We start from the raw sequence: 13,971 nt of genomic DNA on the forward strand, positions 1-13,971 counted from the left end.
TGAAAGCCGGTTGCTGCAGAGTAGACGGGCAAGCACGACGATGTGCGTCAGAGTCGCGCGAGAACGTGCGGTGGCGCACATTTCCAGGTTTGACGGTCAATGACCTTCATCAGGCTACGTGGCTGATGGCTGTGTTGCCTGTGAGCTTCGCGCGCCGGCGGATGGCATTCACCTCTTTGGGCGTCAGCCCGAGCGACGCCAGAAACGCTGCATGCGAGTCGGGGTTTTCTGCCTCGAACTCTGCATGCCACCGGTCCATCTCCGCATCGTCGAAGCCGGCGCTACGCAGCATCGCAACCCACGCGTCTTTGCCACGCTTCTTTCCCCGCCGACGAAAGGATGGTTGCGCGAGCAACGTGGCAATCGCGTTCTGACGTTGTTTGAGACGCGCGATTTCCGCCGTCAATCCCATCAAATGCGTTTCGAGGATCTGTGCGGCTGCATTGCCCTCGCTCGCAAGTACGTCGCGTATTGCGGCCAATGGCAGCCCGGCGGCCCGGTAGGCGCAAATCGCACGCAGGCGTTCTTGTTGTGTCTCGTCGTACAGGCGGTATCCCGCGGTGCTGCGTGCGACCGGCACGAGCAAGCCCAGCGCTTCGTAGTGCAGGAGCGAGGAACGCGAGAGTCCCGACTCGCGTGCCAGTCGCCCTAGAGTGAGACGTGTCATGACGGCAAGGGAAGTCTATCGGGTGAGAGAAAGAACACGCGCGCTTCCGGCCGGTTCAGCTGATCGGAAGAATAGTACGCGGCGACAAGCGCGCGGCAATCGCCGGAGAAAGCCGGTGCGCGCGCGAGGAACTCATCGAACGAGCGCAATGGATCCGATGCGCCCGCATGCGCCATGAGCCGGATCAGCGTTTCCGTGATTGTACGGTGGTATTGGCCCGGCGCACCGAGATGCGCGGCGTATTGCGCGATACCGGCACAGGTGCGCTCGATCGCTTCGTCGAGAGGGAAGCGCTGCAGGTGTATCCACGCCACGCGCAGATGATTGCGATGATTGAATGCGCCCGGTGGCAACCGGCAGGCGAGAAAGGCTTCGAGGAAGGCGTCGTCGGTGAGATCGCGGGTCGTTTCCATCTGGATCGATGCCATGTTTGTCGAACATGGTGTCGATCGTGAAGGTGACTACGGTAGTCGGGTCAAGCGGAGGTGTTGGGGGATTTGTTGTAACGAACGATCGCACTCCGATTCCTGCCTGGATGCCGTGAGTTCGTAAGGGGACGAATGTATGTGAGAGGCATAAAGTACACCTTGAATAGCCAAACACTCACCCGAATTCGTCCACGCTTCCCGGTTGCTTTTCGGCCGCGTGACTATCCGAATTGGATATCGTCGAATTCCCACATGGATATTTCGCACCGTCTGCAACCAGGCGTTCCTGGACCTTGGGTACAAGCAGTTCATGGTCTACACTTCTGACGCAGCGATAATTCCCGGCGTGCGCCGCAGACGGGGAAAAACTGGCCACTGGAAGAGGATCGAGATGAATATTCACTACTTCTTTCTGGCAATGGCGTTGCGCGATAAAGAAAACGAAGGTGGAAAGGATGTAGCCCTTCTCGTATCGAATAATCAAGTAATAGCGATCGGCGTTGTTGGCAATCAAGCGCATGAAAAAGCCATCGTCAATTTGTTGCACAATTTCGACCGCTCTTCCGGTTGCGATATCTACACAACCTATGTGCCGACTGAGATGTGTTTGGGGCTGGGTTGGCAGCGAAACGTTCGCAGCATCGTTTATCTGGACGGATTCAACGCAAAATTCGTACGCCCGACGGACGATGGTATTACTGATTCATTTGCATTAGGCGGTGACGGTGATTTCCAGATTTCTCAACGAATCAACTTGCCAAAATGGTGGGACGAGAAAGCAAGGCTGGAGACATTTCCAACCTCTTCTGACGCATTAAGAAAATGGATTAATTTATTCAATTCTCCAAAAGTTGACCTGACGAGGGGTGCGTACGACATCTATGATCAAATCAAGAGATGCCGATATGTCTATAATTCACGAGTTAGCGACGTGAATGAGAAAAGCATGCTCGCGCGGATGATTGATTGCGTGCCGGTTCAAACTGGCACGTGCGTGACCGAGCCAAGCAAGAAAGACAGTTTGTGGATGAAGGTTGCCTATGCACTGGCTGGGGCGGCATTGCCGGATAGCCGGACCGCGCTGCAGCAGGGACATAATGTGGCTGCCATTATGGTGAGCAACACCGATATTATTCTGGGATGGGGCGTGAATATCAATCGCCTGAACGGCTGCTTCCATGCGGAAACCAGCATGGTGCTTGCGTATCTGGCCAAGAACAACGCCAGCAAATTGCCGGATGGCGTGCGCATCTATTCCACCTTGGCGCCCTGCCATATGTGCGCGGGGCTGATTACGACGGTCGGAACCAATGTGCCGGTCGTGGTCGGGCATATGGACCCTCGCATTCAGAAAAGTGCATTAGATCGCAAGAAAAATGGCTCGATCCAAAGATTGACTGCCGTGTTGCCCATTGTTCAAAAGCCGATCATCGAGATTCCAGAGCTGCGTAAATACGCGAACTCCATGTCGCCAGAAAACGTCCCAAAGCGTTTTCCTTCACTGGCCGAAGTGCCCAACCCGCATCCCGGCAGCCGCGGAATTGCGCCTGACGATGTCATGCGCCCCTTTGCGTTTGCCAGATGGATGAGTAGTACCCAGGCTCAGTTGGGACGCATGCCGACCGCCGGTGATTGGCTGGAAGCGCATCACGCAGAGGATGGCCCGCGCCGCAAAGGGGTCACCACCTTCCTGCGAAACAATCCAGCGCCGAAGCAATTGTTCAAGTACAACCTGGACAGTCTGCAGGAACTTCTGGATGCCAGGGTGGGTGATGAGGGCGAAACAGCAATTCTTCAGCGTGGGATTGCGTTGATCAAGAAAATCAAGGTCGGTGGTTTGATTAAATGAAGCGGTTGTCATCGTCAGAAACGCGCTGCTCGCCATCCGAGCCAGTTCGAAGTCTTCTCGGTACTCCTGCCCCGGCACGACATCGCGCTCGAACGCCCGGAGGGCTTGCGTAAGCTTCTCGAAGCATGGCGTGTCAGTCAAAGAGTGGCAAACGTGACCGCCATGCTCACATGCGGGCTTGATCGCAGCAGCAAACTAAAAATTGCCGAAGAAGCCGCGCGCCGCGACCATGCAGAACGGCGCGACGATGTCGGCGTGGTAGACCTGAAGCACGGCGGAAAGGCCGCCATCCGTTGCTCCACCCTGAACCGCCTGCGCGGCGACTGCCGCCTTGGCCTGAGCGAAGCCAGCTTTCACCGCGGCAAACGGATCGTTCGCGCCCGGCGCCGAATCGACGTCGAGCACGCTCGTCAGGCCCGGCGCGACGTTGGCGTTCTTCCAGTAGGCCTGCTCGATCGCCGCATTGAAAAAGAACACCATCGGGTCGAGGTGGCCGCCGCATAGCAGCACGGGCGAGCGCGGCACCCAGTTGCGCAGATCGTTGCGCCTGAACGCCTGGCGCAGCGGCTGCGCCGGGCTGGCAGCGGGGGCCATCGCGGCGGTCGGCGTGGGGAAGGCGCCATCGGGATTGGCGATGGCGTCTTCGAGCATGCTCAGGCGATAGGCATTGCGCACGAGACTCGCGGTGCCGAATCCCATCGCGAAGAGCGGCGTCAATTCAGCAGGCGCCAGGGGCGGCGCGAGAGGCGGCGTCAACGAAGCGAACTGCGGCGCAGGCGGCGTGCTGCTAAAGAGCTGCGTGGAGGGCAGTTTGCCTTTGGCGAATAACGTGTCCATTGACGTGACGCTCGGCAGCAGGTTCTCTATCCCAGGGGCATAGGCCGCCTCGAAAAAGTCGCCCGGCTTGCGATAGATATTGCCGTAAGCGTGCTGGTAGCTCGTGGTCACCAGCACCGTGAAGATCGTCGAGCCGAGGTCGACCTCGCCCTGGACGAGGGCATCGGCCATGGCGCCCAGCGCATAGGGACCCGAGCCCGGCGCGGAAGCGGTGACGTTGATGCCGGCCGCCTGCAGTGCGCGGTGTGTGGCGAGCGCCACGTAGCCGCCCTGCGAATAGCCGGTGACGAACAGCTTGCCGTTCTCACGCGTCTTGTTTGCCGGATCGGGTAGGGCCATGGCGAAGCGGGCCGCGCGCAACGAGTCGATCATGTCGGCGGATTGCTGGTCGCCGTTCAGATAGGGGTGATATGGCAAGGGGGAGCCCGAGTAGCCGGCATAGTTGCTTGCCACGACGAGATAACCTTGCGCTGCATAGATTGCCGCCACCGCAATGCCTTCGCCCGCGCCGTCACCGTTGGCCGGGTCCGTTTGCGTAATGTCCGCGATGTTGTAGTTGCGGTAGGTCGTGGTGCCGTGCGCGTACAGCATGAGGGGGCGCGGACCGGTGCACGAGGCGCCGCCGCCGGGAATCATCAGCGCGGCGCTCGACATCGTGGGCTCGCCCGCGCCGCCTATCGTGAGGTAGCGGAAGTACTTGATTTCGATATCGCAGCGGGGCGTGCCGGCAACTTGCAGCAATTGCTGACCTGTTGCGTTCGTGTTCAGCAGTTTCGTGAAGTCGCTTGCGCTCAGGCGCAGGCTCGTTCTCTGCTCGACCAGTTGACCGCGGAAGAAGCAACTCAATCCGCTGCATGTCGAGGCGGCCTGCACGACAACACTGGCACTCGACAAAAGGAAAGTCAAAAGTACCCAACCCGTCTTAAGCATCGCTCCTCGCATTTCACGCTCCGTTTTTGTTGGTGTTCGGAAAATGGGGCTGCCTTGCAGAGTCAAACGAGTATAGGTAAACGAATTCGGCATTTGCTACTGGTTGTGGGAACAATTTTCCAGTGAAGTGCTTGATGAATAAATCACACTGACGCTTACCAGCGTGTTGTGAGCTTATGTAATTAAACATCTGCAAGCTCCACGATATTCGTTTCTGCATTTCAGAAAGTAGCGAAGGCTACGGAACAAGCGTAGTTACCTGCCCCGGCTGCACCACCTTGATCACGCCACCCCAAATACAAACGAGCGTAGCCTGAGCATCCAACGTCGGCATCGCACCCAGCGTCACAGTGGGCGCGCCGCCGGGAATCCACGGCGACGGCGTAGCCGGAACGCAGGGCATCGGCGTAAACACGCCCAGCGCCGCGGCAGTCGCGGCGATCACCGTGGGGTTCGCCGGGCTTTGGCAGAGGGCGAACGGCGTGATATTGGCGATGGGAATCGAATCCGCAATCGTCGCGGCGGGCACGCCGCTCACTAGCACGCGATTGACGGGGAGAACGTTCAGCGTGCCCGGCGCGCCGCCAAACGAGCATTGCAATGTGGCGCCGGCGCAGACTTGCGGACTGGTCATGATGTACCTCCTTATGCCTTGCCTGCGCCAGAATCAGGCCGAAGACGGATTAGCGAGCGACTGCCACCATTGCTTCCAGCGCGGCAGCGGTTTGCCGTCCGCCGCTAGCGGGCGGTTGTCGTCGGTATAACGTTTCGCCGCTTCGAGCGGCTTTCCGGCGTTGAACGGTTGCCGCAGCGCGAGACAACCATTTGGATGGAAGCGCTGCAAGACACCATGCAGCTTGCCGTTGCGGTAATGCGCTTCTTCGAGCAGCGTACCGTCGGCCAGCCAGGTGCGCGAAACGCCGTGCAGCACGCCGTGCGCGTAGTGCGCCTCGCGCTGGATCTTGCCATCGGGGTGGTAGAAAAGCGCCTTGCCGTCGAGCTTTCCGTTCGCATACTGCACCTGCGCGGAGGGATTGCCCTCAGGATAGAAGTAGGTAGCCGGGCCGCTGAGCACACCATTCGCATAACGAATCATCGCGACGGGGCGTCCTTCCGTCTCGATCCGCACGGGGCCGTGTAGCGCGCCGCCGAGCGTCGCGCCTTCAATGCGCGTGTCGTCGCGTTCTATCGTGACCGGCTGGATCGTCTCCATGCTCGCCTCAGTTGATCTTCACAATGCCGCCCTTGACCACCAGCATGCCGCCTCCATCCACCGTCTGCTGCACGGCGCCCTTGTTCGTCACGCTCTGCGCTTCGTTCGAAAGCGTGCCGTCCGACTTGTTGGTCAGCGACGTCCCGGCCTGATTCGTGAGCGACACTGCGGCCTGGTTCGTCAGCGACGCATCGCTCTTCGCCGTGAGGTTGCCCGTGCTTTGCAGCGTTAGCGTGCCGCTCACCTTGATGGTGAGGTTGCCGTCTACGGTGAGCGTCATGTTCCCCGTCACCGTCTGATCGAGATTGCCGCCCACCGTCCGCGTCTCGTTGCCGCCGGCTTTTACGGTGCGTGCGCCCTTGATGTCGACGGTTTCGTCGCCGGTCTTCACCGTCGTGGTGCGGTTGCCCTGCTCGACCGTCAGCGTATCGTTGCCTTCCTTGATCGTATGGGCGCGGTCATTCTTGATCGTGCTCGTTTCGTTGTGGTCGATGGTCCACGTGGCGTCGTTGATCACCTTCGCGTTCAGGTCCTTTTGCGCCTGCAGGAAGATTTCCTCGCTGTCCTGCTTGTCTTCGAAACGCAATTCGTTGAAACCGTTGCCGCCTTTCGAAGTATTCGTCTTGATGCCGGATTGCGTCTGGTTGTCGGGCAGCGTATAAGGCGGCAGGTTCGCGCCGTTATACACGCTTCCGGTGATGAGCGGCCGGTCCGGGTCACCGTTGATGAAAGTCACCACGACTTCGTCGCCCACGCGCGGCATGAACTGCATGCCAAAGCGCTTGCTCGCCCAGGGCTGCGCCACGCGAATCCAGCACGAACTCTGTTCGTCGTTCTGGCCGTCGCGGTCCCAGTGAAACTGAACCTTCACGCGGCCGTACTGATCGGTCCACAATTCCTCGCCGCTTTTGCCCACCACCGTCGCGGTCTGCGTCGGCATGAAGGGGCGCGGCGTCGTTCGCGCGGGCCGCCAGGTCGTCGCGAACGGGAACGCTTCGAAGCGGTTGCGATAGCGGTTGTGATCGGCTTCGTGGGTCACACTGCGTACAACCCATTCGATATTGGCGTCGCTGGATTCGTGATCTGCCAGCGTAAAGCGGCAGCCAGGCGCGAGTGCGCGGCAATCGCTTTCGGCAATCAGGATCCGTGTGGGCGCACGCAGCGCGTCCACACGGTGTTTGGAGAGCGTGGAGCCATCGCTGCTGGTGGCGTAGCGCCCCGGATACTCGTACACGCTATGTCCGTTCGATGCCGCCTGTGCCTGCGAGTAGAGTTGCGCGGTCGGCGTTCCCCACGCGTAGTCGGTGTGCGAGAAGAGCCCGGTAGCCGTCTCTTCGATGACTTCGCAATGGACGATCTGCGTCGATTCGCGCGCGCCGCTCGTGCCGCCTGTGTAGTGCAGTGTTGCGTCGCCGGGCAAAGGCGTGAAGGCGTCGTTGCTGTCGGCAATGACGAGCGTATGGCTGCCCGTATCGTGGCGGAAGAAATAGAACCAGCCTTCCTCTTCGCAAAGGCGGCTCACGAACGCGAAGTCGGTCTCCGCGTACTGCACGCACCATTCGCGCGTAGCGGCCGTGCCCGTGAGCGAGAAGGAGTAGTCCGTCAAGCTGTGCCCCCCGAATATGGCCTGGATGATCTCTTGCGCGTTTTTGCCCTGAAATATGCGGTTGTTTCGCGAGAGCGTGAGCAACCACAACCATGAACGCAGTTCCAGGGTGAAGTGGCTGGCGTCTATCGTCGAGGGCAACTGCGCGGCGCGCGTGCAAACGGCGTCGATCAGCCTGGGCGACTGGCCCCACGCGAGCGAGAGCGTTGCATGGTTACCCGTCATGCCCGAGGGCGCGGGTGGCGGCAATCCGCCGTGAGCGTGCAGCGTCAGCGTGGTGGGAGCGTCCAGCGCCTCGCGCGCCTCGAAGCTGGCGGGAAAGAGGGTGCTGAACGCGCTGCCGGTGAGGCTGATGCGCGCATCGGTGTCGGCGGAGATGGGGCGGTTCATCGCGAGGATAGTGTTTCGTGGCAGGTGGTGTGCATCGTCATTCGAGCGCCCACTGCGCGAGCGTGCCGACCAGCTCGTTCATGAGCACGTTGTCGATCTCGCGCGCACCGCCCGCGGCGCGGCAGCGCGCGAGCACGGCGTCGATGATCCTGCTGTCGAAAGCGAACTGTTTGCCCGTGGCGTCGCGGTAGCGCATGCGCAGTTGTTCGAGCTTCTTTTCGATGATGGCGCGCAGCACCGTGTCGTCGAGCGCCGCATAAGGCACGGCGGTCATGCGCGCAAGGAACGCCGGGCGAAACGCGTGCAGCAGCTCTTCGTGCAACCGCCGCTGGAAGGCGTCTGTGGCGAGCGTTGCGGCGGGCGTATTGAGCAGCAATTCGGCGCCCACGTTGCTGGTGGCGAGGATCACGGTGTTGCGAAAATCCACCACGAGCCCGGTGCCGTCTTCCATGACGCCCTTGTCGAAGACGTTGTAGAACGCTTCTAGCACGTCGACATGCGCTTTTTCGATCTCGTCGAGCAGGACGACGCTATAAGGGCGCCTGCGCACGGCCTCAGTGAGCTGGCCGCCGCTCGCATAGCCCACATAGCCCGGCGGCGCGCCGCGTAGCTGCGAGACGGCGTGCGCTTCCTGATACGCGGCGAGGTCGATCACGATGAGGTTGCGCTCTCCGCCATAGAGTGCATCCGCAAGGGCGTAGGCCGTCTCCGTCTTGCCGACCCCCGTTGGCCCCACGAGCAGAAATACGCCTACCGGGCGCAACGGATCGGCGAGTCCCGCGCGCCAGGCCTGGATGCGCATGGCGATGCGGTTGAGCGCGACGTCCTGGCCCACGATGCGCTGCGCGAGACGGCCCTTGAGCGTGCGCACGGCGTGGGCTTCGTCAGCGAGCATCTTGCCCACGGGAATGCCGGTCCAGCTCGCAATCACAGAGGCGATGGTTTTCGAGTCCACGCAAACCGGCACCATGGGGTCGTCGTCGCGTATCGCTTCGAGGCCGCTTTCGAGGCGCGCCAGTTCGGCGGCGAGGTCTTCGCGCGGGTCGGCGGCTTCGTTGTTCTCGTTCGCGTCCGCGCTGTCTGGCGGTTCTTGCGCACCGTCGTTGGATGCGTCGCGAGGCGTTGCGTCGAGGGCAGCCAGGCGCGCGCGTACCGCGAGAATCTCGCGCACCGTAGCGGCCTCGTCACGCCAGCGCATTTCCAGCGTCTCGACGAGCGTGGCGTTGTGCGCATGTTCGGCTTCGAGCGTGGCGAGGCGCTGCGTGTGGTTCGCGCCGAGCACCGTTTCTGTGCGCAGGCGCAGCAGTTCGTCGTCGAGCGCGCGCTGCCGGTGCCTGGCGGCTTCGAGTTGCGGCGGCGTGTCGTGCTGCGCGAGGGCCACGCGCGCGCAAGCGGTGTCGAGCACGGCGATCGCCTTGTCGGGCAACTGGCGCGCGGAGATGTACCGGTGCGAGAGTTTCACTGCATCGACGATGGCCGCGTCGAGGATCGTCACGTTGTGATGTGCCTCGAACTTTTGCGCCAGCGCGCGCAGCATGGCGATGGCCGTGGGCTCGTCGGGGGCTTCGATCTGCACGAGCTGGAAGCGCCGCGCGAGCGCGGGGTCGCGCTCGAAGTACTTCTTGTATTCGAGCCACGTCGTGGCCGCGATCGTGCGCAGCTCGCCGCGCGCAAGGGCGGGCTTGAGCAGGTTGGCGGCGTCGCTGCCGCCTTCCGCGCCGCCCGCGCCGATCATCGTATGGGCCTCGTCGATGAAGAGCACCACGGGCCGCGGCGAGTGCCGCGCTTCGTCGATCACCGCGCGCAGGCGCCGCTCGAACTCGCCTTTCAAGCCAGCACCCGCCTGCAGCAGCGCGAGGTCGAGCATGCGCAGCGAGACCTCGGCAAGCGGCGGCGGCACGTCGCCCGCCGCGATGCGCAGCGCGAGTCCTTCGACCACGGCCGTTTTGCCCACGCCCGGCGCGCCCACGAGCAAGGGGTTGTTCTGTCGCCGCCGCAACAGGATGTCGAGCGTCTGGCGAATCTCCGCATTGCGTCCGATGATCGGGTCGATGCGTCCGGCCCGTGCTTCGGCGGTGAGGTCGAGCGTGTACTGGTCGAGCAGGGCGGGCGATGGCGCCGCGGGCTCCAGGGCACCGGTCAGCGCGGGAACGCCCGCGTTGTCGTCCATGGCCGCTTCGAGCGGTGCGATTGGCGATGTCGACGCGAGCGGCGCGGACGCTTCGATGGGCGCGAGCCAGACACTGAAATTGGCGCGCAGCGCGGCGCTCGCCACGCGAAGCAGCGTCGGTGCGCCATGCACGGCGCGTGCGCGCAGCGCGTCGTTTTCGAGCAGGGCGATAAGCAGCGTCGCCGCGCGTACGCGCGGCTGCTGGAGCACGACGGTGGATTGCACGAGCGCGTCCTGGAGCCACACGAGCAGGTCGGGCGAGAACGACGGCATGCCCGTGTTGCCGCGCTTGAAGCGCGCGATCGCCATGCGGATTTCGGCGCTGAGCGCGGCGCGGTCCACGCCGAAGTGCGGCAGCACGCACGCGAAATCGCCGCCCTCGGGCTCGGCGAGCGTGAGCAGCCAGTGCTCGATTTCGACCACGAAATGTGTTTCGCGCAGGCATTGCTGCGCGGCGCGTTCGAGGGCTTCGCGCGGCTCGCGCTCGAGGCGCGCAACGAGCGTCTTGAGATCGAGCGTCACGGCCCGGTACGCCCCTGATTGTCATCGGGCGCAAGGCGTGTGAGGCGCGCGGGCGCTGCTTCCGCCGCGCCGGCCCAGGCGGTCCAGCCTAGCCTCAGCGGCGCTTGCCGCGAGAGGCGCGCGCGTGGCAATTCGCCCGCGGAGAGCTGCAGTTCGAGATGCACCTTGAGTTCGGCGCCGAACCACTCGCCGGCCAGCGAATGCAGTGCTTCGTGGGCAGGCGCGCCCGGCAGGAAGGCTTCGTACTGCTCACGCCGTAGCGGCCCGAGCCGCACGCGTATGCCCTGGTGCTCGTCCCAGATCCGCGTGCCCGCAACGGCGTCCTGGCCGAGCCGCCGGTTGCGCCCGCCGGAGCCGATCGCCGTGCGGCTCGCCGGGGGCAGCGTGCGCCAGCCGCCCGCAAACGGCGTAGAGCGCACGTGTACGCGGAAATGATGGAGCACCATGACGTCGAAACCCGCGAGCGAACGCCGACGGTTCGCGAAGAGGCCCGTGCGCGCCAGCACAGCACGTATGTCAAGCGGCTCGGGCGGTGTTGCGGCTTCCTGCGCCGCGCGATCGTACGCGGCGCGTGAGTTCAGCGAGGCGTTGCCCGTCAGCGCGCGCAGCACGACATCGGCTGAGCGCTGCGACGTGGCGGGCAGCGGCTCGGCGCTGCGGTACTTGCGCTGCGCACGATAGAGCAGCGCAAGCAGCCGGTGCTGGAAGATGTCGAGAAACGCCGCTGCCGAGCGGTCCTTGCGGCGCAGACGGTCCTGCAGCCATTCCTGCCATGCGCCCGGCAGGGGACCGTTCGGGCCGCCCAGCGCGAACGCGTTGACCTGGAGCTGGGGCGTTCCCGCATTTCCGGATTGGCTGTATGCTTCTTCGCCCGGCTGAGGCGCAAAAGCGAGCGAGCGTGGCAAGCCGCGCCGCAAAGGCCCGAGCGCGCTCGCCGGAAACGCGGGAGACAGATTGCCGCTCAGCGCGAGCGCTTCCTGGCTGGGGTCGAGCCCGGTGCCGAGCGGCTGCGCATGCGGCTGCAACAACTCGAGCAGGCGCACGGCCTGCGTGAATTCGAACGCGTGCGGTTCGTCGAACAGCCGCTGCGTCAGAGAACGAGCGGGCTGCCCATCGTCGGCCGCCATGTGCGGATCTCCCGACCGTCGCGCACGAGCGAGGTCTGTACGAAACGGTTGACGCTCGCATAGAGCGAGAAAAATTGCGCGAGCACACCGGAAAAGAGCACGGTGCTCGCGCCCACGAAACTCGCTTCGTCGAGTTCGATCCGCACGCCGAGTCCGTTGCGCCAGCCGCGCCAACGGTCCGTACCGACATGCGCGACGATGGGTTCGCTCGACACGGCCACGAGCCCCGCGATCTGGCGCTGCGAGGGGGCATGCGCGCCGAGATTGTGGAGCATGAGCATTTCACGCAGCGACTGCAGCGCCTGCGGGCCTTCCACGATCGACGTGTGATTGAGGACGAGCTGCGACACGAGACGCCAGCGCGACGTGCCGTCGAGCGCGGCCACGATCTGCGGCGTGGGCCGGTGCGCAATGCGCACGCTCGCCACGGGGCCCGGCACTTCGAACGACAGCGCGGCGCCCGGTGCGAGCCGGTGAGCCAGATGACGATTGGTGCACAGCAGGTCCGCAGTTAGCGTGCGCGCCGCGGGCGCGGAAGGATTGAAGCGCGTGTCGACGAATGTGAGCATGACGTCGCTGCCGGGACGCGACGGATGCAGCCCGCTCACGCGCCGCGCGTACCAGTACACAGCCGAATCCGCGCCGTGCATCGAGCCGTACCAGGGTGGCACGTCCGTGACCGTGCGGCCCGCTACGGCACGCACGTTGCGCACGGCGTAGATCTCGGTGCTCGATTCACGATGCGCGTCGGGGCTCACGCGCATTTCGCGCGCCGTGCCGTCGGGCCGCAATGGTTCGGAGGTGCGCGCGAACAGATTGAGCGCGCTCGCGCAGCCGAGCTGGATATCCTGCGTGTGCAACGTGAAGCGCCCGCGCGGGGCGGCCGTGAAGCCGATCACGAGATCGAGGCTATCGAGCGCATCGGCAGGCGGCTTGAACGGCAGATCGAAGAACGCGAACTTCTCGGGAAATGCGAAGTACTCGACGAGCAGTCGGCAGGCCGGATGCGCGCCGTCTTCGAGCGGCAGCAGCGCGTTTTCTTCGTCGAAGCCAACCGGGGAAGGCAGGCCGCGTTGCGCGCACAGCGCACCGTCGGGCATCTGCAGCCAGGTGGCCGCGCTGTGCGCGCCGAGCAGATCATAGAGCGCGGCGGAGGTGACGGGCGACCCCGTGAGGCGCACGCGCAAGCGTTCGATCGGCAGCGCGCCCAGCTTGTGCGGCCCGATCCCCTGCAGCGTGAGACGCAACGCCGATTGCAGCGACGCATTGCCGGTGAGCGCCTGGGCCTCCTCGGCGTCGAGCAACTGGGCCGCGGCGAGGGTGATCGGCCAGAGCGTGACGTCGCTGCACGTGCGCCAGTGGATCGTCGCGCCGCTCGCGTCCACGTGCATGAGGGGCGTGTCGCGCGGCACGCGATACCCCGCGGCGATGCTGCCTTGCGTGGGGTCCGGCTCGAACTGCACGATCGTCATGGAAGGCACGGGCCGCGACGCGTAGGGATAGAACTGTTCGAGAAGGCCGTCCGTGAGCGTGGTGTATTCGTCGTCGAGCGTGCGCTGGATGCGAGCGGTTAGCACCGCGAAGCTTTCGATGAGGCGTTCGACGTTCGGATCGGCGCTCTCGCCGGGGCCGAGTTCGAGCCGCCGGGCGATCTTCGGATAACGCTGCGCAAAGCCTTCGCTCGCGCGGCGCAGATAAGTCAGCTCGCGCTGGTAGTAGTCGAGCAGTTGCGCATCAAGCGAGTCGTTCATCGACGATCCCGATGGACTGCGTTTCGCCGTCCTGCCCGGCGACGTAGGTGACGACGTGCTCCACGCCGTCGCTGCCGCGCAGCATTCCCCGAATGCGCAGGCACAGCCGCCATGGCGCGGCGGCGTCCGCTTCGATTTTCACGCGCGGGTCGCGAAGGCGCGGCTCGAACGCGCGGATCGCCTCGGCCACTTCGCGCTCGATCACCGCCCGGTCTTCCGCGCGCGCCGCGCTTTGGCCGCTCCAGTCGGGCAGGCCGTAAAGCAGGACGTCCGGCGCGCGCGGCAGGCGTGGCGTGCCGCGGCGCGTGTTGAGAAGGCGCAGCAACTCGGAGCGCACCGACGCGCGCAAGCCGGCCGCGTCCAGCGTGCGCGCGGCGAGCTCGTCGACTGACTCATGCGCGTCGAAAGGCGCGTCGTCGGCCAGCCGCTCGAAGAGCGGCATGGGCGCGATGGCGATGAAGGCGCGGACGTTCGCCACAGG

At 64.0% G+C, this 13,971-nt stretch carries 11 protein-coding genes; 1 reads left to right on the forward strand and 10 read right to left on the reverse strand.

Annotation, left to right across the window (positions count from 1 at the left end):
• Window positions 1–109 precede the first annotated feature (109 nt).
• Together E1N52_RS20860 and E1N52_RS20865 are read right to left on the reverse strand one after the other, a co-directional pair.
• Window positions 110–667, reverse strand: coding sequence for a MerR family transcriptional regulator (locus tag E1N52_RS20860; RefSeq protein WP_133184623.1), 558 nt, complete (start codon window positions 665–667; stop codon window positions 110–112).
• Entirely contained in the window at window positions 664–1,080 is a 417-nt protein-coding gene (locus E1N52_RS20865; RefSeq protein WP_133184624.1) for a hypothetical protein, read from the reverse strand. Before E1N52_RS20865 ends, E1N52_RS20860 begins: the two co-directional genes overlap by 4 nt.
• A gap of 325 nt (window positions 1,081–1,405) precedes the next feature.
• Between E1N52_RS20865 and E1N52_RS20870 the strand changes: the two genes are divergently transcribed.
• Window positions 1,406–2,944, forward strand: a complete 1,539-nt coding sequence (locus E1N52_RS20870; protein ID WP_133184625.1) for a Bd3614 family nucleic acid deaminase — start codon at window positions 1,406–1,408, stop codon at window positions 2,942–2,944.
• A 195-nt stretch (window positions 2,945–3,139) separates the two neighbouring features.
• Here the strand turns inward: E1N52_RS20870 and E1N52_RS20875 are convergent, their stop codons facing one another.
• The 8 genes from E1N52_RS20875 to tssE all read right to left on the reverse strand — a co-directional run bounded on the left by E1N52_RS20875 (window position 3,140) and on the right by tssE (window position 13,968).
• On the reverse strand, window positions 3,140–4,723 hold the full coding sequence (locus E1N52_RS20875) for an alpha/beta hydrolase family protein (protein ID WP_425468101.1): 1,584 nt from the start codon (window positions 4,721–4,723) through the stop codon (window positions 3,140–3,142).
• 226 nt (window positions 4,724–4,949) lie between these two features.
• Window positions 4,950–5,345, reverse strand: a complete 396-nt coding sequence (locus E1N52_RS20880) for a DUF4280 domain-containing protein (protein ID WP_133184627.1) — start codon at window positions 5,343–5,345, stop codon at window positions 4,950–4,952.
• Window positions 5,346–5,378: 33 nt separating this feature from the next.
• Window positions 5,379–5,924: a toxin-antitoxin system YwqK family antitoxin gene (locus E1N52_RS20885; RefSeq protein ID WP_133184628.1), complete on the reverse strand. Its 546-nt coding sequence runs from the start codon at window positions 5,922–5,924 to the stop codon at window positions 5,379–5,381.
• A 7-nt stretch (window positions 5,925–5,931) separates the two neighbouring features.
• Window positions 5,932–7,920: a type VI secretion system Vgr family protein gene (locus E1N52_RS20890; protein ID WP_133184629.1), complete on the reverse strand. Its 1,989-nt coding sequence runs from the start codon at window positions 7,918–7,920 to the stop codon at window positions 5,932–5,934.
• A 37-nt stretch (window positions 7,921–7,957) separates the two neighbouring features.
• A complete protein-coding gene (tssH, locus tag E1N52_RS20895) occupies window positions 7,958–10,612 on the reverse strand; it encodes a type VI secretion system ATPase TssH (protein WP_133184630.1) in 2,655 nt (884 codons plus the stop codon).
• Window positions 10,609–11,739: a type VI secretion system baseplate subunit TssG gene (gene tssG, locus E1N52_RS20900; RefSeq protein WP_133184631.1), complete on the reverse strand. Its 1,131-nt coding sequence runs from the start codon at window positions 11,737–11,739 to the stop codon at window positions 10,609–10,611. Before tssG ends, tssH begins: the two co-directional genes overlap by 4 nt.
• Window positions 11,703–13,490 (reverse strand): type VI secretion system baseplate subunit TssF, encoded by a 1,788-nt coding sequence (gene tssF, locus E1N52_RS20905; protein WP_133184632.1) that lies wholly within the window; start codon window positions 13,488–13,490, stop codon window positions 11,703–11,705. The genes tssG and tssF overlap by 37 nt, the downstream gene beginning before the upstream one ends.
• Window positions 13,474–13,968, reverse strand: a complete 495-nt coding sequence (gene tssE / locus E1N52_RS20910) for a type VI secretion system baseplate subunit TssE (RefSeq protein ID WP_133184633.1) — start codon at window positions 13,966–13,968, stop codon at window positions 13,474–13,476. Before tssE ends, tssF begins: the two co-directional genes overlap by 17 nt.
• Window positions 13,969–13,971: the final 3 nt, after the last annotated feature.

Origin of the sequence: Paraburkholderia guartelaensis (genome assembly GCF_004353905.1) — a bacterium.
Lineage (GTDB): Bacteria > Pseudomonadota > Gammaproteobacteria > Burkholderiales > Burkholderiaceae > Paraburkholderia > Paraburkholderia guartelaensis.

What these genes read in the sequence shown, in the direction of transcription:
- E1N52_RS20860 (WP_133184623.1), bottom strand. Translation starts at nt 667, where the DNA reads ATGACACGTCTCACTCTAGGGCGACTGGCACGCGAGTCGGGACTCTCG.
- E1N52_RS20865 (WP_133184624.1), bottom strand. Translation starts at nt 1,080, where the DNA reads ATGGAAACGACCCGCGATCTCACCGACGACGCCTTCCTCGAAGCCTTT.
- E1N52_RS20870 (WP_133184625.1), top strand. Translation starts at nt 1,406, where the DNA reads ATGGTCTACACTTCTGACGCAGCGATAATTCCCGGCGTGCGCCGCAGA.
- E1N52_RS20875 (WP_425468101.1), bottom strand. Translation starts at nt 4,723, where the DNA reads ATGCGAGGAGCGATGCTTAAGACGGGTTGGGTACTTTTGACTTTCCTT.
- E1N52_RS20880 (WP_133184627.1), bottom strand. Translation starts at nt 5,345, where the DNA reads ATGACCAGTCCGCAAGTCTGCGCCGGCGCCACATTGCAATGCTCGTTT.
- E1N52_RS20885 (WP_133184628.1), bottom strand. Translation starts at nt 5,924, where the DNA reads ATGGAGACGATCCAGCCGGTCACGATAGAACGCGACGACACGCGCATT.
- E1N52_RS20890 (WP_133184629.1), bottom strand. Translation starts at nt 7,920, where the DNA reads ATGAACCGCCCCATCTCCGCCGACACCGATGCGCGCATCAGCCTCACC.
- tssG (WP_133184631.1), bottom strand. Translation starts at nt 11,739, where the DNA reads ATGGCGGCCGACGATGGGCAGCCCGCTCGTTCTCTGACGCAGCGGCTG.
- tssF (WP_133184632.1), bottom strand. Translation starts at nt 13,490, where the DNA reads ATGAACGACTCGCTTGATGCGCAACTGCTCGACTACTACCAGCGCGAG.